The following is a 16,564-nucleotide window of genomic DNA, read 5'->3' as shown; positions in this document are numbered from 1 at the left end:
GGGCATGGCACCTGCGCTGGCAGGTGCTGAGCGTCGACGGGCACATCACCCGCGGCGATATTCCGTTCACCGTCCGCTGACGTTACGGCCTTGTACCTCCTTCTCGACATCTTCGGCTATCTCTCGGTGGTCCTGCGGGGCCTGATCCTGATCGCCCAGTCGTTCACACTCGGCGGGCTTGCGTTTCAGCTGTTGCTGTGGGGACCGTTGCAGCCGCAGCTCTCCGTCTTCGGCCTCACGATCGAGGAGCGATGCCGCACGTTCCTGCGGTTCAGCGCCGCCGCATGGGCGCTCCTCACCGTCGCCTCGCTGGCGCTCAACGCGGCCGCGCTGGTTGGGACGCTCCAGGTGCCCTGGAGCGAGGCGGTCACGGCCGATTTCGGCCGGGCGGACTTCGTCATCGCGGCTTGTGCGTTGGGCATCGCCGTTCTGGCCAACGGTCCTGCGCGCCGGCTGCGCTCCGCCGCTCTTTTGGCCTTGTCCCTGCTGGCGCTGGCGATGCAGACGCGCCTCACGCATGCGGCCAGCCGGCCGGATGTGCGTTGGCCGCTGCTGTTGTCCGACGCGGGCCACATGGCGGGTGCGGCGGTCTGGATCGGCGGTCTGCCCTATTTCCTGATCGCGCTCAACGGATGCAAGGATGCCGGCGACTGGCGTCTCATCGCGCGCCGCTATTCGCTGATGTCGATGGCGGCGGTCGCGGCGATCATCTGCGGTGGCCTCGTCATNCCGCCTATGGCGTCATGACCCTGGCGAAGGTCGGCCTGCTCCTGATGCTGCTGACGCTCGGCGCGGGCAATTACTTCCTGGTCGAGCGGCTGCGCCGTGACCCCACCACGCCGATCCTTCGCCTGAAGCGTTTCGCCGAGATCGAGGTCGGCATCGGCCTCACCGTTCTGCTTGCTGCGGCGTCCCTGACCTCATTGCCGCCCGGCGTGGATCTCCCGCATGATCGCCTGAACTGGCATGAGATCGTCGAGCGCGCCACGCCGCAATGGCCGCCGCGCCTGACCAGCCCCGATTACGACAAGCTCACCGTCGCGCAGTTGCAGGCGAGGATCACGCTTGCCGATGCCGGTCGCGCCAATGCGCAAGCGGCCTATGTTCCCGGTGAGGGCACGATCCTGCCGCGCAATGCCGAGGACATCGCCTGGTCGGAGTACAACCATCACTGGGCCGGAATCTTCGTGGTGCTGATCGGACTGCTGGCCCTGGTCGAGCATTTTCGTTGGGGGCGCTGGGCGCGGCACTGGCCGCTGCTGTTCCTGGCGATGGCGGCCTTCCTGTTCTTCCGCGCCGATGAGCAGGCCTGGCCACTTGGTCCAGCCGGCTTCTTCGAGTCGTTGCGTGATCCTGAAGTGACGCAGCATCGCATCTTCGTCCTGCTGATCGTCGCGTTCGGCCTGTTCGAATGGCGCGTGCGCTTACGCTGCAGCAAGCCCGGGCCGGGGGCCCTGGTGTTCCCATTGACCACGGCGCTCGGCGGCGCGCTGCTGCTCACGCATTCCCATGCCATTGCCAACATCAAGGACCAGCTGCTCATCGAGATGAGCCACACCCCGCTCGCGCTCTGCGGCGTCGCCGCCGGCTGGGCGCGCTGGCTCGAGCTGCGGCTCGACGGTCGGGTCAGCCGGGCCGCGGCCTGGATCTGGCCGGTCGCCTTCATCCTGGTCGGGCTGATCCTGCTCGAGTATCGCGAAGCCTGAACGCGCTATCCGTCGTACTGATCCGGCCCCATCGCCCACGACGTCTGATCGTGGCCGTACGCGTAATTGCGGTTGTTGACGGCAGGATTGCGATTGACCATCGGCCGCATGAACATCGGATGGGTCGCGCTGCGGACCTCGTGCTCGACCGTGAACAGGGGCTTGCCGCTGTCGAGATCGACGATGTCGCAGAACCGATACTGGTATTGATTGTCCTCGCGGGAGATCAAATTGCGCGCGAGCAGCTTGTGGTACGGTCCGGAGAAGTCGGTGATGTACATCTGCACATGGTGCCCGTCATACTCGCCCTGCGGCCGCTCGGTCTCGCGAAACAAGAGCTGCTGGTCGCGGCCCGTCCTCACCGCGGCAACGGTCCCCTCTCCGTTGCGCAAACTGGCGGGCATGCCCATCACCTCCGGATAGAAGGCGCAGATGGCCGGTGCCGTTCCGAGCGGCACGTCGAACTCGACATAGGGAATGCCGAGCGTGATGCGACCGAAGCGCGCCGCGTCCGGCTCATAAACACGCATGCGGTTGCCCCACGGGCAGACGGCCTCGACGTGATCGTTGTGCTCCGTGAACGCGAAGGCCGTGCCTTCGAGCTTCTTCGCGACCGATGCCAGTCGCGCCAGCAGCGCCTCGCGTCCTTCGATGACGAGGCCGGTTTGGCCGCGCAGCACCTGCGGTCTGCCGCTCGGCAGGTGGAACTGGCTCCGTCCGGCATTGATCCACATGTTGGTGTCGGACACCATCAGATAGGGATCGCGGGTGAGCCCAAGTCCCGTGACGTAGAATAATGTCGCCAGGCGCTGGTCCGGCACCTGGATGTTGACGTGCTCGAAATGAATCGCGTTGCCGAGATCTTCTGCGGATCGATCGAATTGTTGCGGCATGGCTATGCGCTCTGGGTGAGGGGAGGGACAGGCCATCCTAGAGCAGAATGTCCGCCGGCCGAAACCGTTTGCCGATCACATCTGCAGACAGCGCGGGTCGTTGCCACCTTGCCGCGGCAACCAGTCCCTGTAATCTGGGCAAAAGACATCAAGGAAAGGACCGATGGGGGGAGTTCTGGAAGGCGTGCGCGTCCTCGATTTCGGGCGCTACATCGCGGGACCATATTGCGCGACCTTGCTGGCCGAATTCGGGGCCGAGGTCATTCGCGTGGAGAAGCGCGATGGCAGCGAGGACCGGTTCGTGGCGCCGGTCGGTGAGGGTGGCGAAGGCGCGCTGTTTCTTCAGATCAATCGCAACAAGAAGTGCATCACGCTCGATCCGATGACGTCGGAAGGGCAGGAGGTGATGCGCCGCCTGATCGTGACCGCCGACGTCGTCGTCGCCAATCTGCCGCCGCAGACCCTGCGCGCGATGAAGCTCGATTACGACTCGCTTCGAGCGATCAAGCCCGACATCATCCTGACGACCGCAACGGCGTTTGGCGGGCCGGGACCATGGTCCGACCGCGTCGGCTTCGACGGTGTCGGCCAGGTCATGTCGGGCTCGGTGTACATGACCGGCGCCGGCGATCCGCCCTACCGGGCCGCGGTGAACTGGGTCGATTTCGGAACCGCGCTGCACTGCGCGTTCGGGACGCTCGCCGCGCTGATCGAGCGGGGCAAATCCGGCCGCGGTCAGATCGTCGAGGGCGCGCTGCTCGCCACCGCGCTGTCCTTCACCAATGCCACGCTGATCGAGCAGGCCGTCATCAACGTCAACCGCGTTCCGACCGGTAATCTCGGCCAGACTGCCGCGCCCGCCGACATCTACCGCACCAAGGACGGCTGGGTGCTGTGCCAGGTCACGGGCCATCCGCTGTTCAAGCGCTGGGCGAAGCTGATGGGCGAGGAGGAGCTATGGCTGAACGATCCGCGCTTTGTCGATGACATCAGCCGCGGCAACAATGGACCCGTCATCAGCGAGCGGATGGCGCGCTGGTGCGCCGAGCGCACCACGCAGGAGGCCGTCGACACCCTGGGCAAGGCGATGATCCCGACCGGACCGGTGCTGAGCCCGCAGCAGGCGCTCGATCATCCGCACATCCGCGCCGCCGGCTTCATGCAGGACGTCGACTATCCCGGCTTGCCGAAACCTGCGCCGGTCGTGCGCGCCGCCGTGCGGCTGTCGGAGACGCCGGGAGAGATTGCGGCGCGTCCGCCCACGCTCGGCGAACATACCGACCGCGTCCTCGCCGAGCTCGGCTACGACCCGGCTGCGATCGAAGCACTTCGGCGGAGCGGCATCATCTAGCGGCGGCAGGACCGCCGGCTGAAACGTTCAGGCGGCGGTCCAGTGCGATCTGGATGAACCTGGGTCCTGCTCGATCTAGCCGGCTTTGTTGGCGTAGATGGCGGCGAAGCGCTCGCGCAGCAGATTCTTCTGCACCTTGCCCATGGTGTTGCGCGGCAAGGTCTCGACGAAGATAATGCGCTTGGGCTGCTTGAATTTGGCGAGGCGCCCGGACAGCGCGTCGAGAATGGCGCGCTCGTCCACCGACGAATTGGGCGAGCGGACCACGGCGGCGGTGACGCCTTCGCCGAAATCGGCGTGGGGCACGCCGACAACGGCGCTTTCCGACACCCCGTCAATGGCGTCGATCTCGGTCTCGATCTCCTTCGGATAGACGTTGAAGCCGCCGGTGATGATCAGATCCTTGCCGCGGCCGACGATGTGGAGATAACCGTTTGCATCGAGCTTGCCGAGGTCGCCGGTGATGAAGAAGCCATCGGCGCGAAATTCGGCGGCGGTCTTGTCCGGCATGTTCCAGTAGCCTGCGAACACGTTCGGTCCCTTCACCTCGATCATGCCGACGTCGCCAACGGGGAGGTTTGCGCCGGTCTCGGGATCGGTGACGCGAACCTCGACGGCGGGAAGCGGCCGGCCGACCGAGCCGGCAATGCGGGCGCCCTCATAGGGATTGGAGGCGATCATTCCGGTCTCGGTCATGCCGTAGCGTTCCAGAATGGCATGCCCGGTGCGCTCCTTCCAGGCCCGGTGTGTTTCGGCCAGCAGCGGCGCCGAGCCGGCGACGAACAGCCTCATATTGGCCGCGGTGCGCTCGTTCAGGTTGGCGCTCTCGAGCAGGCGGACATAGAAGGTCGGCACGCCCATCAGAACGGTGCTGCGTGCCATCGTTGCCAGAATGCGTTCGGCATCGAACTTCTGCATGAACAGGATGCGCGCGCGCGCAGCGAAGCTGACGTTGCAGGCCACGAAGAGCCCGTGAACGTGATAGATCGGCAAGGCGTGGATCAGCACGTCCTTGCTCGCATAGCGCCACTCCTGGACGAGCGTCAGGGCGTTCGACGAAAGGTTGCCGTGTGTCAGCATGGCGCCCTTCGAGCGGCCGGTCGTGCCCGACGTGTAGAGAATGGCCGCGAGATCGTCATTCGCCCTCGTGACGGTGTCAAATCCCACCGGGAAGCTCGCTGCGGCATCGGCGAGCGAACCCTTGCCCTGATGATCGAGCGTCTCGACCCGGCCGCCGGCCTTGGCGGCGATGGCGCGCAAATCGGCTTCTTCCCTGGGATCGCACACGATCAATGTCGGCTGCGCGTCGCGGATGAAATATTCGGTTTCGGCTGCCGTATAGGCGGTGTTGAGCGGAAGGTACACCGCGCCGGTGCGCAGCGTTGCAAGATAGAGCGCGATGGCCTCGACGGATTTCTCCACCTTGGCCGCGACGCGGTGGTTCGGGCCGATGCCGTTGCGGCCCAGGAAATTCGCAAACCTTCCGCTGAGGGCGGCCAGGTCGGCATAGCTCAGGGCGGTGCCGTCGTCCTTCTCGATGCAGATGGACCGGTCGGACTCCGCGCCGGCGAGCAGGCGATCGTACAGGTTCGAGGTCATGACGAGATCTTCCGTTGCGAGTTGCTGTGAGGACCGGGAACGAGGTCGCGCGATGACAATTTCGCGCGCAGCGCCTTCTTCACCTTGTCGGACGCCACCACTGTGCCGGCTTCCGCAAAGGCCTCGTGGTTCGCCTCGATGTGCTCGAGCGCGTAGAGATAGTTCACCATCAGCCCGTACGACTGCTTCATGCCCTTGGCGGAGCTGTCGCCGAGGAAATTCAGCCGCTCCAGCCGCGCGCCGTTGCCGAGATGGAAGCGGGCGACCGGATCGACCGGCTTGCCCGAGGGCAGCTTTGCCTTGAGGAAGTAATAGGCGGCCAGTGACGTGATGGCCTCCTTTGCCTGCGCGATGTCGCCGCCCTCATCGAGTGCGGCCAGCGCGCGCCTTGTGTCCTCGTCGATCGCGGCGGAGGCCTCGGACTTGAGCTCGCGCCTCGCCCAGCCGGCAAAGCCGGGCGCCGGCGACAGGGTGACGAAGGTCTTCAGGTTCGGTAGTTCGCGGGCGAGGTCCTGCACCACCTGCTTGATCAGAAAATTGCCGAAGGAGACGCCGGCAAGGCCCTTTTGGGTGTTCGAGATCGAGTAGAACACGGCGGTCGTCGCCTCGCGCGCGGCGATCGCCTGGCGCGACTTGTCCAGCAGCGGTCCGATCGCACCGGGAATCTCTTTTGTGAGCGCGACCTCGACGAAGATCAGCGGCTCGTCGACCAGCTGCGGATGGAAGAACGCATAGCAGCGGCGGTCCGGCGGCTCGAGCCGGTTGCGCAAATCGTCCCAGTCCTGGATGGCGTGGACGGCTTCATACCTGATGATCTTCTCCAGGATGTTCGCCGAGGTGGTCCAGTCGATGGGTCGCAGCACGAGGAAACCCCGGTTGAACCAGGACGAGAACAGGTGGACGAAATCGTCGTCGACGGCCTGGAGCTCGGGATGCGCGCGCAGCAGCGAGAGCAGCACCTCCCGCATCCGCACCAACGAGGCCGTGCCGCCGGGGGCCAGATTGAGGCGCCGGATCAGCTCCTGCCGGCGCGGCTCCGCGGCGGCATGGAGCGCCTCGAGCTTGCTGCCGTCGCCGCCCTCCTTGCGCTGATAGGCGGCGATCGCGAGCTCGATCGCGCGGCGGTCCGGCCCGAACCGGTCGGCGAGGGAGGATAGAAATTTGAGCCGCTGCGGCTCGGCCGCGGCTTCGAACGCAGCGAGCAGCGATTGCGCGATGGCAACGCCGGAGGCTTCGCCGCGCCGCGACAGCAGCGCCTCGCCGAGAAGCTCGAGGTCGCGATCCTCGCTGCCGTCCCGTTCCGCCTTCATGCCCAGGACCGCGCGGCCGCGTTGCGTCAACGTGTCGATCAGCCCCTGCAGGAATTCGGGCGCGGCGATCCGTCCGGACCGGATGTCGTTCAGCATGGTTCGTGCCTCCTCGGGTTATCGCGATGGCGGACCCATCACGAGGTTGGGCAGACAGGTCGAGATCGACGGCACAAGGCACAGCAGGACGACCGCGAACGCCATCAGCAGGACGAAGGGCAGCGTCCCCCAGATCACATCCCGCAACGGGATGTCCGGCGCGATGTTCCTGATGACGAAGATGTTGAGTCCGACCGGCGGATGGATGAGCCCCATCTCCATCACGATCGTCATCACCACGCCGAACCAGATCAGGTCGAAGCCGGCGTCCTTGAGCGGCGGCAGGATGATCGGCGCGGTCATCAGGATGATCGAGACCGGCGGAAGGAAGAAGCCGAGCACGACCACCAGCACCAGGATCGCGCCGAGCAGCACCCAGCGCGACAGCTGCATTGCGACGATCGCCTGCGCCGCGGCCTGGCTGATGTGGAGATAGCTCATCACGTAGGAGTAGAGCAGCGACATGCCGATGATCAGCATCAGCATGGTCGATTCCTTCAGCGTCGATTCCAGGATCGGGCCGAGATCCCGCGGCCGCCACACGCCGTAGATCGAGGCGATCAGGACGAGGGCCAGGATGCCGCCGAGCCCGGCGGTTTCCGACGGCGTCGCATAGCCGCCATAGAGCGCGATCATCACGCCGCTGAGCAGCACCACGAAAGGCAGCACGCGCGGCAGCGCGCCGAACCGCATCGCCATGGTGAAGCGTTCGTTCGACAGGATCGGATGCTGTCCCGGATCGGCCGCATAGGCGCGCTGTGCCGCTTTGTATTCGGCCTTGAACCTCAGCACGGCGTAGGTCGCAAACAGCACCACCAGGAGAAGGCCCGGTCCGATGCCGGCGAGGAACAGGCGTCCGAGCGACTGCTCGGCGGCGACCGCGTACAGGATCATGGTGATCGAGGGCGGTAGCAGGATGCCCAGCGTGCCGCCGGCGGCGATCACGCCCGCGGCGAAGCCGCCGGAATAGCCGCGCTTGCGCATCTCGGGAATGCCGGCGGAGCCGATCGCCGAGCAGGTGGCCGGAGACGATCCCGCCATCGCCGCGAACAGCGCGCAGGCGAACACGTTGGCGATGCCGAGCCCGCCGGGAATGCGGCCCATCCAGACATGCAGCGCGCTGTAGAGATCCTGCCCCGCCTTCGACTTGCCGATTGCGGCGCCCTTCAGGATGAAGAGCGGGATCGCCAGCAGCGTGATCGAGGCCATCTCCTCGTAGACATTCTGCGTCACCGTATCGAGCGATGCGGCGGGCATGAAGTAGTACATGAAGATGACGGCGACCGCGCCGAGCGCCAGCGCGATCGGCATGCCCGAGGCCATGACGGCGAGGGTCGCACCCCCATACATCAGTCCGACGGCAAGCGTGCTCATTTGCTCCTCCATCCGTCGACGCTCGAAGCGAGCTGGAGCGCGATCTGCAGCGTCATCAGCGTCATGCCCAGCGACATCATGCTGTATGGAATCCACAGCGGCGGGGCCCAGGTCGATCCGGACACCTGTCCGTCCACCCAGGCTTCGTGGAACAGCGTCCAGGATTTCCAGGCGAAGAAGCAGCAGAACAATAGGCTGGCGGTGTCGACCGCGAGCATCCGGATCGCATTGCCGCGCTTCGACAGATAGCCGGTGAGGGCCTCGATGCCGATATGGCCGCGCCCGGCCTGCACGAACGCGGTCGACAGGAACGTGGCGCCGACCAGCAGGAACACCGCGGCCTCGTCCTGCCAATAGGTTGCCGCGTTGAAGAAGTAGCGCGCGGCCACGCTGTAGCTCAGGATCGTGCTCGCGACGATGAGCGCGATCGAGCAGAGCACGACGATCGCCCTGTTGAGGAGGGTCATCGCGCGGGCGATCCGTCCCACCGGGGAGCCGGGCCGCGCCGCCGTCACTGTGGCTGGATGGCCGAGATCGATGCCATGCGCGCTCATGAGCCGGCCTCCATGGCAAGCTTGATCAAGCGGGCGCAGTTCTCGTTCTTGTGGGCGTAGTCCTTCCAGGCCGTGTCGCGCGCAAGCTCGCGCCATGACTGGACCGTCCTGTCGTCGAGATCGTGCACCGTCGCGCCGGCGGCTTGGTAAACCTTGGCGACGCGCACGTCGTCCTCGACCGCAGCAGTGCGGCCGAACGCTTCGAGCTCGGCGCCGACCGAGACGATGATGTCGCGCTCCTCGCTCGAAAGCCGGTCGAACACCGCCTTCGACATCACGAGCGGCTCGAGCATGAACCAGTAGCTCCTGGCCCGGCCGGTCGTCAGATGCTTGGCGAGCTCCTCCAGGCGGAACGAGGTCAGGCTGGTGGACGAGGTGAGGGCGGCATCGCACGCGCCGGTCTGCATCGCCGCATAGAGTTCGTTGGAGGGCAGCGACAGCACCGAGGCGCCGGCAGCCTGCAGCACGAGGTCCATCTCGCGCGAGCCGCCGCGGACCTTCATGCCCTTGGCATCGCCGACCTCGACCAGCGGACGCGCGCGGCTGGCGACGCCGCCGGCCTGCCAGATCCAGGTGACGATGACGAGGCCCTTGGCGGCGAGAAACTTGCTGAACTCCTGGCCGATCGGCTTGTTCTTCCAGCCGAGGCCTTCGTCGTAACCGGTGACGAGGCCCGGCATCAGGCCGATGTTCAGCTCGGGAAGATCGCCGCCGGCGTAGGAGATGGGGATGAGGCTCATGTCGAGCGCACCTTTGCGCATCGCCGAGACCTGTGCGTTGGTCTTCATCAGCGACGAGCCCGGATAGATCTCGGCCGTCATCGCGCCCTTGCTGCGCTCCTGGATCAAGGTCGCGAAGCGCCGGCAGAGCCGGTCGCGGAAATCGCCTTCGGTCGCGGTGCCTCCCGGAAACTGGTGCGAGATCTTCAGGGTTGTGGCCGCGCGCGCCTCTCCGAAGTGGATCAGCGCTGGGGCTGCGATCCCCAGCGCCAGGGCTTGGCGTCTCGAAATCCTCATTCCATACCTCCCGTTGCCAGATTGCATTTTTTGTTTCTAATCTTGCATACAATAATGATATGAACTGCATGCTGTATGTTTTGTCAAGTCTATGGTATGGAATTGGTCGATCAGGTGCATACAATGAGCCAGGCCTTCAGACTGAAGCAGTCGATCGAAGACGCTGTGATTGCAGGGGAATTCCTGCCGGGCGATCGCCTGGACGAGGCCTCGCTCGCGGAGCGATTCGGGGTGTCGCGGACCCCGATCCGCGAGGCGCTGCTTCAACTCGGCGCCGAAGGCTTCATCGACGTCCGCCCGCGCCGCGGCGCGATCGTCAGCGTTCCGTCACCGACCCGGCTGTTCGAGATGTTCGAGACCATGGCCGAGATCGAAAGCGCCTGCGGTCGGCTGGCCGCGCGCCGGCTGACGCCGGACAATGACGCGGCGATGGAGACGGCTCACCGCGCCTGCGAGATTGCCGCGCGCGAAGGCGACAGCGAGCAGTACTACGCGGACAACCGCAATTTTCACGAAGCGATCTATCGCGCCAGCCGCAACAGCTTCCTGGCCGACCAGGCCTTCGCCCTGCACAAGCGCTTGAGCGCCTATCGCCGCATCCAGCTTCGGGCGCGCAATCGTCTCTTGCAATCGCTCCAGGAGCACGCCGGGATTCTCGAAGCGATCCGCGCCGGCGACGAACAACTCGCCGCGACGCGATTGCACGATCACGTGCTGGTGCAGGGCGAGCGGTTCTCGGACATGGTGCTCGGCCTTGCCGGGGACCGACGCTCGGATGCCGCGGGCAGGAGCGCGAAATAGGGGCGGGCTGACGTTCGCCCGACCGGTTCGCAGGCCCGTTTACCGTCCGCGCCCCAGATTGATGGCCGCCTGAACCGCGTCCTCCAGAATCTCCTCCGACAATCGTCTGTCGCTCACCGCGCGCGACAATTGCAGCGCGCCGACCATCATGGCGTAGATCGCCATTGCCCTCCGGCGCCGATCGTCTGCTGAACCTTGCGGGAGCTGCTCGGCCATCAGCGAGACGATGTCGGACATCTTCGCGGTGAAGGCCTCGCGGGTCGCCCTCGGGTGCCGTGCGATCTCGGATACGAGAGCCGCGGTCGGGCAGCCGGTCCCGGCGCGGTCACGATGGCGCGGCGAGAGATAGTCGCGGATCGTCGCCTCGAGCGCGATGCCGCTCTCGAGATTCTCCTTGTGCCGCCGCTCGCGCCGCTCCAGCGCATCGAGCAGCACCGCGCGCACCAGATCTTCCTTGGATTCGAAATGCGTGTAGAAGGCGCCGTTGGTCAGCCCCGCCTCCGACATGATGCCGGCGAGCCCCACGGCGGCGATGCCGCTCTCGCGGAACTGCTCCGACGCCACATCGAGAATATGTCGCCGCGTCGCGTCCCTGTGTCCCTTGTCGTAACGCGCCAACCGCGCCTCCTTGCGAGCGGCCCTCAGCCCGGCCACGAAATCGTGAGGCAGGACTCATTGCATTACGATCATAATAATACATTATGGTCATAATGCAATGGGCGGCCGACCGGCGGTCCGAGAGATAAGCAGGATCGCGCCCATGTCAGTCGAGGATGCCGCCGCGCCGCCGTTGTCCGCTCCGCAACTCGTGGGCGGCTCCGCAACGACGCTTCGCCAGGCGACGCCAGCCACCGCAAGCGCGGCCGAGCAGAGGCGCGCGGCATTGCTTACCGCGCCCATTCTCCCGACCCTGCTCCGTCTCGCCGCGCCGACCGTCACCGTCCTGGTGGCGCAGACCGCGGTGAACATCGCGGAGGCATATTATGTCGGCTTCCTCGGCACCGACGCCCTGGCGGGCGCCGCGCTGGTGTTCCCGATCTTCATGCTCATGACCATGATGTCGAACGGCGGTTTCGGCTCCGGTGTCGCATCCTCGGTGGCGCGCGCGGTCGGCGCCGGCCGTCGAGACGACGCGGAGGCGGCGCTGTTTCATGCGGTGGTGCTGGCGATCGTCGCCGGCGGCGTCTTCACGCTCGGCGTGATCCTCGCCGGCCCGTGGCTCTATCGTATGCTTGGTGGGCAGGGCGGTGCCCTCGCCGCGGCCACCACCTATTCCAATTATCTCTTCGCCGGTGCCATCCCGGCGTGGATCGTCAACCTCCAGGCGGCCGCGCTGCGGGGCTCCGGCAATGTCAGGGTGCCTGCGCTGGTGACGCTGGTCGGCGCGATCGTGACCATTCCGGTCTCGCCGGCGCTGATCTTCGGTTTTGGGCCGATTCCGCGGCTCGGCATCGGTGGCGCCGGCATCGCCTTCGGTCTTTATTATGGAGCGGCCATGCTGTTCCTGCTGCGCTACATGGCGTCGGGCGCGACCGGCCTGCGGCTCCACATCGTGCCATTGCGCGCAAGAATCTTCGGCGACATGCTGAAGGTCGGCCTTCCTACTGCGTTCAACGCCGTGCTGACCAATCTCACCGTCATCCTGGTCACCGGCGCGGTCGGACTGTTCGGCACCTCCGCGCTCGCCGGCTACGGCATCGCCTCGCGGCTCGACTACATCATGATCCCGCTGCTGTTCGGTATCAGCACGGCGACGCTGACCATGGTCGGCGTCAACATGGGGGCCAGGCAGACCGTGCGGGCGCGGAAAATCGGCTGGATCAGTGGCGGCGTCGGCATGGTCATGACGGGCACGATCGGCCTTCTGGTTGCGATCGTCCCGACCGCCTGGCTCAACCTCTTTAGCCACGACGCCGAGGTGGTGAGCGAGGGCATGACGTACCTGCGCATCGTTGCGCCGGCCTATGCCGCGCTCGGCTTCGGCTTCGTGACGTCCTTCGCTGCCCAGGGCACCGGCCGTGCCATGGGCCCGCTCGCGTCCTCGGTTGCGCGGATCCTGATCGCAGCCGGCGGCGGCTGGATCGCGGTGGCAAGCTTTGGTGCCGGCATGGCGGGGCTCGCCATCATGGTCACGGTCTCGCTTGTCGCCTATGCCGCCATATGCGCACTGATCATGCTGTCGCCGGCGACCTGGCGATCCGAGTAGGCCCTGGCATCACCCGATGCTGGTGACACCGATTGCCAGCACCGACATCAGCAGCACATCGTCAGCAGTTCCACCGCCGCCGCGAGTTTCGGGGCGGTGAGGGCGGTCATGGCTGAACTCCTTGCTAGTCTTGCCAATCTCGTCCGGCGGGCGACACTTTGCCGTGATGCCCATCACGCTTGCGATAGGCGTCGCGTGGCCTGCGAATTCGTTTCCTATTTTGCGCCGAATGGAGAAGGTGTTCTTCGCCGTGACGTGCCAATATGGATTTCCTTTTTATTGATTTCGTCCGGCAGAGAAGCGAATACGGTTCCAATCTTTGCCGCAGACTCCATGGAGACCAAGATGTCGTTTCGCCTCCCTCTGATCCTCTCGGCCGTGCTCGCCGCATGGTCCGCCGCAGCCGCGGCCGAGACCATCAAGATCGGCGTGACGCCGGGGCCACACGCGCAGATCCTCGAAGCCGTGAAGCCGATCGCCGCCAAGCAGGGGCTCGAGATCCAGCTGCTCGAGTTCTCTGACTACGTGGTGCCGAACGCCGCGCTCGATGCCGGCGAGATCCAGGCCAATTCGTTCCAGAACCAGCCTTACCTGGACAACCAGAAGGCGGATCGCGGCTACAAGATCGAGGCGGTCGGCCTGACCGTGAACTTCCCGATCGGCGTCTATTCGAAGAAGCACAAGGCCTTCGCCGATATCCCTGAGGGCGGCAAGGTCTCGATCCCGAACGATCCGACCAATGGCGGCAGGGTGCTGCTGCTGCTCCGCGACAAGGGCGTGATCAAGCTGAAGGACGGCACCGGCTTCAAGCCGACGGTGCTCGACATCACCGAGAATCCCAAGAAGCTGAAGTTCATCGAGGTCGATGCGGCGCAGGCCCCGCGCGCGCTCGACGATGTCGACGCAGCCGCGATCAACACCAATTATGCAACCCAGGCGGGCCTCGATCCGGTCAAGGACCCGATCCTGCGCGAGGACCCGAAGGGTCCTTATGTCAACCTGATCGCCGTTCGCACGGCCGACAAGGACAAGCCCTGGGTCAAGGTGCTGGTGGACAGCTATCACACGCCCGAGGTCAAGGAGTTCGTCCTGACCAAGTTCAAGGGCGCGGTGCTGCCGAGCTGGTAGGCAGTCTGCCCGCTCGGAGTCCAGTGCAAGGGGCGATCCGGCGGGCAGCCTTGCCTATGAGCCTTGCGCAATGCCCGCTTGTCTGGAGCTGCGGCAACCGACATCATCGCGGGCGTGGCAATCCTCGCCCGACAGGGATCGTATGAAACGCTTTGCTAACCTGAAACGCCTGGGCTTCTTCACGCGGCTGCTCGACGAGGCGCCGCCGGCGGACCGCTATCGCTTCGCCGCCGAGCAGATCGTGCGCGCCGAGAAGGCCGGGCTCGATTCCGCATGGATTGCGCAGCATCATTTCCACGAGCGCGAGGGCGGTCTGCCGTCGCCCTTCACCTTCCTGGGTTACGTCGCTGCCCAGACCTCGCGGATCCGTCTCGGCACCGGCATCGTGACGCTGCCGCTGGAGAGTGCGGTGAGGGTGGCGGAGGATGCCGCGGTGCTGGATCTGCTCTGCAACGGCCGTTTCGAACTCGGCGTCGGCACCGGCGGCAATCCGTCCGCCTTTGCCGCCTTCGGCCTCGACGGCGCCCAGCGCAACGAGATCTTTGCGCGCAATCTGGACATCGTCCGCAAGGCACTGACCGGCAAGCCGCTCGACGGCGGCGACACGCTCTATCCGCAGCGGCCGCAACTGGACAAGCGCATCTGGCAGGCGACGTTCTCCGTCGCCGGCGGCGCCCGCGCCGGCAAGGCCGGTGATGGCCTCCTGCTCTCGCGCACCCAGCCGCGATCCAAGGACGCGCCGGAGGCGACGCTCGCCGAGATCCAGAATCCGATCATCGACGCCTATCTCGCCGCGCTGCCGCCGGGCTGCGAGCCGCGCATCATGGCCTCGCGCAGCGTCTTCGTCGCCGACGACCATCGCGAGGCGCTGCGGCTTGCCGATATCGGATTGCGCCGCGCGCTGCCGCAATTCATGAAGGGCGGTCACCTTCCGCCGGGCGAGACGCTGGAGGAGATGATCGCGGCATTCGACACCCATGTCGGCGCCGCCGACGAGGTGATTGCCTCGCTCCGCACCGATGCCACGCTGGAACGGGTGACCGATCTGGTCTTCCAGGTGCATTCGGTCGACGCGCCGCATCCTTACGTCCTGCGCTCGATCGAGCTGGTCGCCGAGAAGGTGGCGCCTGCGCTGGGCTGGGTCAGGACGGCCGCGGCCGACGTGGCGCTGGCAGGCTAGCGGCGACGTGACGGAATTGGATGAGGCTGAATGATGAGTGCGAAGGATATCATCGACACGCTCGCCGGGATCGAGCCCGGCTCCGCCCTGGATGCCATCCGCGCGCGCCGGCTGCAGGCGCGCGAGAATGCGCAGAAGAGCTATCTCTCGCTGTTCGAGCCGATCGACGCCGGCGATTTTTCGCTTGCCGAACGCGCCGCGGTCGCGGCTTTCGTGACCGGGCTCCATGGCGAGTCCCCCGTCGCCGCCTTCTATCGCGAAAAGCTCGCAGCGAACGCGGATGGAGCGGCGTTGGTCGAGCCGATCAAGGCCGAGATCGAGCGTGGCAAGACCTCAGGTCCCTATGGCGCCTTTCCGGCCGGACCGCTGTCGGTCGAGGACAAGGCCGGCCTGATCTATCGCGTCAGCCCGGAACGCAAGCCCGAACTCGGCACCCGGCTGGTCGCGGCGCTTGAGCATGCGCATCTGCTGGTCTTCCGCCCACGCGATGCCGCATCCGCCGACATGAAGGCGCTGCTGGCCGCCGGCTGGTCGGAGACCGGCATCGTCACGTTCTCCCAGCTCGTTGCGTTCCTGTCGTTTCAGGTCCGCGTCGTCAGCGGCTTGCGCACGCTCGCAGCGGCAAGCGCGTAGGAGGCAGCAATCATGAGCACCATCAATCCGCCCGTCGTCTTCACCCAGGACGAACTCGGCTGGGTCTCGTGGATCGACCCGCTGCCCGAGGGCGAGCTGACCGAACGGCATTTCGCCGGCCTCGTCGATCGCGCCCGCGCTAAATCGGAATATTTTCGTCTCCTGGTGCGCGATCCTGAAGTGCTGGAGGCCCGCACCAAGACCGACAAGGACATCTTCTACAACGTCGCCGACGGCCTGCCCCGCGCCGAGCGCGAGCTGGCAGCGGCTGCGACCTCGCGCTACAACGGCTGCATCTATTGCGCCTCGGTCCATGCGCGTTTCGCCAGCACCTACTCCAAGCGCCGCGACGACGTGCAGCGCCTGCTCGATGAAGGCGTCGGGGCCGATCTCGGCGAGCGCTGGAATGCGGTGGTCAAGGCCTCCGTGGCACTGGCCGAGACGCCGATCGCCTTTGGCCCCGAGAATATCGCGGAGCTGCGGAGCGCCGGCCTCGACGATGCCGAGATCGTCGATGTCATCAATGGCGCCTCGTTCTTCAATTGGGCCAACCGGCTGATGCTGTCGCTCGGCGAGCCCTCGAAATAGGCAGCCGCACCGGCACAAGAATTGCTGCTTTGTTTCAACACCTGAGTGGATGGAGCCTTTCATGAGCAACATCGATCGCCGTACCCTGGTCAAAGGCTCGCTTGCCGCCATGATGGCGGGCGCGGCCTT

At 65.8% G+C, this 16,564-nt stretch carries 16 protein-coding genes and 1 pseudogene; 10 read left to right on the top strand and 7 right to left on the bottom strand.

Annotation, left to right across the window (positions count from 1 at the left end; genetic code table 11):
- The 3 genes and pseudogenes from A5906_RS44235 to A5906_RS44230 form a co-directional block, all read left to right on the top strand.
- A partial coding sequence (locus A5906_RS44235) for a copper resistance protein CopC (protein ID WP_245326709.1) occupies positions 1 to 80 on the top strand: 80 nt, incomplete at its 5' end.
- 10 nt (positions 81 to 90) lie between these two features.
- Positions 91 to 728 (top strand): annotated as a pseudogene (locus tag A5906_RS46350) (copper resistance D family protein); the annotation flags it as partial.
- Position 729: 1 nt separating this feature from the next.
- A partial coding sequence (locus tag A5906_RS44230) for a CopD family protein (protein WP_347337600.1) occupies positions 730 to 1,706 on the top strand: 977 nt, incomplete at its 5' end.
- Between the two features lie 5 nt (positions 1,707 to 1,711).
- Here A5906_RS44230 and A5906_RS11370 read toward each other — a convergent pair.
- Complete coding sequence (locus A5906_RS11370; RefSeq protein ID WP_080135312.1) at positions 1,712 to 2,599, bottom strand: VOC family protein; 888 nt, start codon at positions 2,597 to 2,599, stop codon at positions 1,712 to 1,714.
- Positions 2,600 to 2,762: 163 nt separating this feature from the next.
- Between A5906_RS11370 and A5906_RS11365 the strand changes: the two genes are divergently transcribed.
- On the top strand, positions 2,763 to 3,950 hold the full coding sequence (locus A5906_RS11365) for a CaiB/BaiF CoA transferase family protein (protein ID WP_080135311.1): 1,188 nt from the start codon (positions 2,763 to 2,765) through the stop codon (positions 3,948 to 3,950).
- A 75-nt stretch (positions 3,951 to 4,025) separates the two neighbouring features.
- On the opposite strand, the gene A5906_RS11360 is transcribed toward A5906_RS11365, so the two are convergent.
- Genes A5906_RS11360 through dctP form a run of 5 tightly spaced genes read right to left on the bottom strand, consistent with a single transcriptional unit; the run spans position 4,026 to position 9,899 of the window.
- Positions 4,026 to 5,549 (bottom strand): malonate--CoA ligase, encoded by a 1,524-nt coding sequence (locus tag A5906_RS11360; RefSeq protein WP_080135310.1) that lies wholly within the window; start codon positions 5,547 to 5,549, stop codon positions 4,026 to 4,028.
- Complete coding sequence (locus A5906_RS11355) at positions 5,546 to 6,955, bottom strand: malonyl-CoA decarboxylase (RefSeq protein WP_080135309.1); 1,410 nt, start codon at positions 6,953 to 6,955, stop codon at positions 5,546 to 5,548. Before A5906_RS11355 ends, A5906_RS11360 begins: the two co-directional genes overlap by 4 nt.
- An 18-nt stretch (positions 6,956 to 6,973) precedes the next feature.
- Positions 6,974 to 8,329, bottom strand: coding sequence for a TRAP transporter large permease (locus A5906_RS11350; protein WP_080135510.1), 1,356 nt, complete (start codon positions 8,327 to 8,329; stop codon positions 6,974 to 6,976).
- Entirely contained in the window at positions 8,326 to 8,883 is a 558-nt protein-coding gene (locus A5906_RS11345) for a TRAP transporter small permease (protein WP_080135308.1), read from the bottom strand. The genes A5906_RS11350 and A5906_RS11345 overlap by 4 nt, the downstream gene beginning before the upstream one ends.
- Positions 8,880 to 9,899 carry a TRAP transporter substrate-binding protein DctP gene (gene dctP / locus A5906_RS11340; protein ID WP_080135307.1) on the bottom strand — a complete coding sequence of 340 codons (1,020 nt, stop codon included), beginning with the start codon at positions 9,897 to 9,899 and terminating at the stop codon, positions 8,880 to 8,882. The genes A5906_RS11345 and dctP overlap by 4 nt, the downstream gene beginning before the upstream one ends.
- Positions 9,900 to 10,022: 123 nt before the next feature.
- Here dctP and A5906_RS11335 point away from each other — a divergent pair, with 123 nt between their 5' ends.
- The gene (locus A5906_RS11335; protein ID WP_080135509.1) at positions 10,023 to 10,700 is read left to right on the top strand and encodes a GntR family transcriptional regulator; all 678 of its coding nucleotides are present in this window, start codon (positions 10,023 to 10,025) and stop codon (positions 10,698 to 10,700) included.
- Positions 10,701 to 10,739: 39 nt separating this feature from the next.
- On the opposite strand, the gene A5906_RS11330 is transcribed toward A5906_RS11335, so the two are convergent.
- The gene (locus tag A5906_RS11330; protein ID WP_080135508.1) at positions 10,740 to 11,318 is read right to left on the bottom strand and encodes a TetR/AcrR family transcriptional regulator; all 579 of its coding nucleotides are present in this window, start codon (positions 11,316 to 11,318) and stop codon (positions 10,740 to 10,742) included.
- Positions 11,319 to 11,460: 142 nt separating this feature from the next.
- Between A5906_RS11330 and A5906_RS11325 the strand changes: the two genes are divergently transcribed.
- The 5 genes from A5906_RS11325 to A5906_RS11305 all read left to right on the top strand — a co-directional run bounded on the left by A5906_RS11325 (position 11,461) and on the right by A5906_RS11305 (position 16,435).
- Positions 11,461 to 12,906, top strand: coding sequence for an MATE family efflux transporter (locus A5906_RS11325; protein ID WP_080135306.1), 1,446 nt, complete (start codon positions 11,461 to 11,463; stop codon positions 12,904 to 12,906).
- Between the two features lie 333 nt (positions 12,907 to 13,239).
- A complete protein-coding gene (locus A5906_RS11320) occupies positions 13,240 to 14,034 on the top strand; it encodes a MetQ/NlpA family ABC transporter substrate-binding protein (RefSeq protein ID WP_080135305.1) in 795 nt (264 codons plus the stop codon).
- 142 nt (positions 14,035 to 14,176) lie between these two features.
- The gene (locus A5906_RS11315; protein ID WP_080135304.1) at positions 14,177 to 15,214 is read left to right on the top strand and encodes a putative FMN-dependent luciferase-like monooxygenase; all 1,038 of its coding nucleotides are present in this window, start codon (positions 14,177 to 14,179) and stop codon (positions 15,212 to 15,214) included.
- Positions 15,215 to 15,247: 33 nt separating this feature from the next.
- Positions 15,248 to 15,847: a CMD domain protein gene (locus A5906_RS11310; RefSeq protein WP_080135507.1), complete on the top strand. Its 600-nt coding sequence runs from the start codon at positions 15,248 to 15,250 to the stop codon at positions 15,845 to 15,847.
- Between the two features lie 12 nt (positions 15,848 to 15,859).
- The gene (locus tag A5906_RS11305; RefSeq protein WP_080135303.1) at positions 15,860 to 16,435 is read left to right on the top strand and encodes an alkylhydroperoxidase domain protein; all 576 of its coding nucleotides are present in this window, start codon (positions 15,860 to 15,862) and stop codon (positions 16,433 to 16,435) included.
- Positions 16,436 to 16,564 lie beyond the last annotated feature (129 nt).

Origin of the sequence: Bradyrhizobium sacchari, assembly GCF_002068095.1 — a bacterium.
In the GTDB taxonomy this organism is placed as follows: domain Bacteria; phylum Pseudomonadota; class Alphaproteobacteria; order Rhizobiales; family Xanthobacteraceae; genus Bradyrhizobium; species Bradyrhizobium sacchari.
This window is presented reverse-complemented; position numbering and strand designations above follow the sequence as displayed.

Coding starts and splice junctions, on each gene's coding strand:
- A5906_RS11370 (WP_080135312.1), bottom strand. CDS start 2,599: ATGCCGCAACAATTCGATCGATCCGCAGAAGATCTCGGCAACGCGATT.
- A5906_RS11365 (WP_080135311.1), top strand. CDS start 2,763: ATGGGGGGAGTTCTGGAAGGCGTGCGCGTCCTCGATTTCGGGCGCTAC.
- A5906_RS11360 (WP_080135310.1), bottom strand. CDS start 5,549: ATGACCTCGAACCTGTACGATCGCCTGCTCGCCGGCGCGGAGTCCGAC.
- A5906_RS11355 (WP_080135309.1), bottom strand. CDS start 6,955: ATGCTGAACGACATCCGGTCCGGACGGATCGCCGCGCCCGAATTCCTG.
- A5906_RS11350 (WP_080135510.1), bottom strand. CDS start 8,329: ATGAGCACGCTTGCCGTCGGACTGATGTATGGGGGTGCGACCCTCGCC.
- A5906_RS11345 (WP_080135308.1), bottom strand. CDS start 8,883: ATGAGCGCGCATGGCATCGATCTCGGCCATCCAGCCACAGTGACGGCG.
- dctP (WP_080135307.1), bottom strand. CDS start 9,899: ATGAGGATTTCGAGACGCCAAGCCCTGGCGCTGGGGATCGCAGCCCCA.
- A5906_RS11335 (WP_080135509.1), top strand. CDS start 10,023: ATGAGCCAGGCCTTCAGACTGAAGCAGTCGATCGAAGACGCTGTGATT.
- A5906_RS11325 (WP_080135306.1), top strand. CDS start 11,461: ATGTCAGTCGAGGATGCCGCCGCGCCGCCGTTGTCCGCTCCGCAACTC.
- A5906_RS11320 (WP_080135305.1), top strand. CDS start 13,240: ATGGAGACCAAGATGTCGTTTCGCCTCCCTCTGATCCTCTCGGCCGTG.
- A5906_RS11315 (WP_080135304.1), top strand. CDS start 14,177: ATGAAACGCTTTGCTAACCTGAAACGCCTGGGCTTCTTCACGCGGCTG.
- A5906_RS11310 (WP_080135507.1), top strand. CDS start 15,248: ATGAGTGCGAAGGATATCATCGACACGCTCGCCGGGATCGAGCCCGGC.
- A5906_RS11305 (WP_080135303.1), top strand. CDS start 15,860: ATGAGCACCATCAATCCGCCCGTCGTCTTCACCCAGGACGAACTCGGC.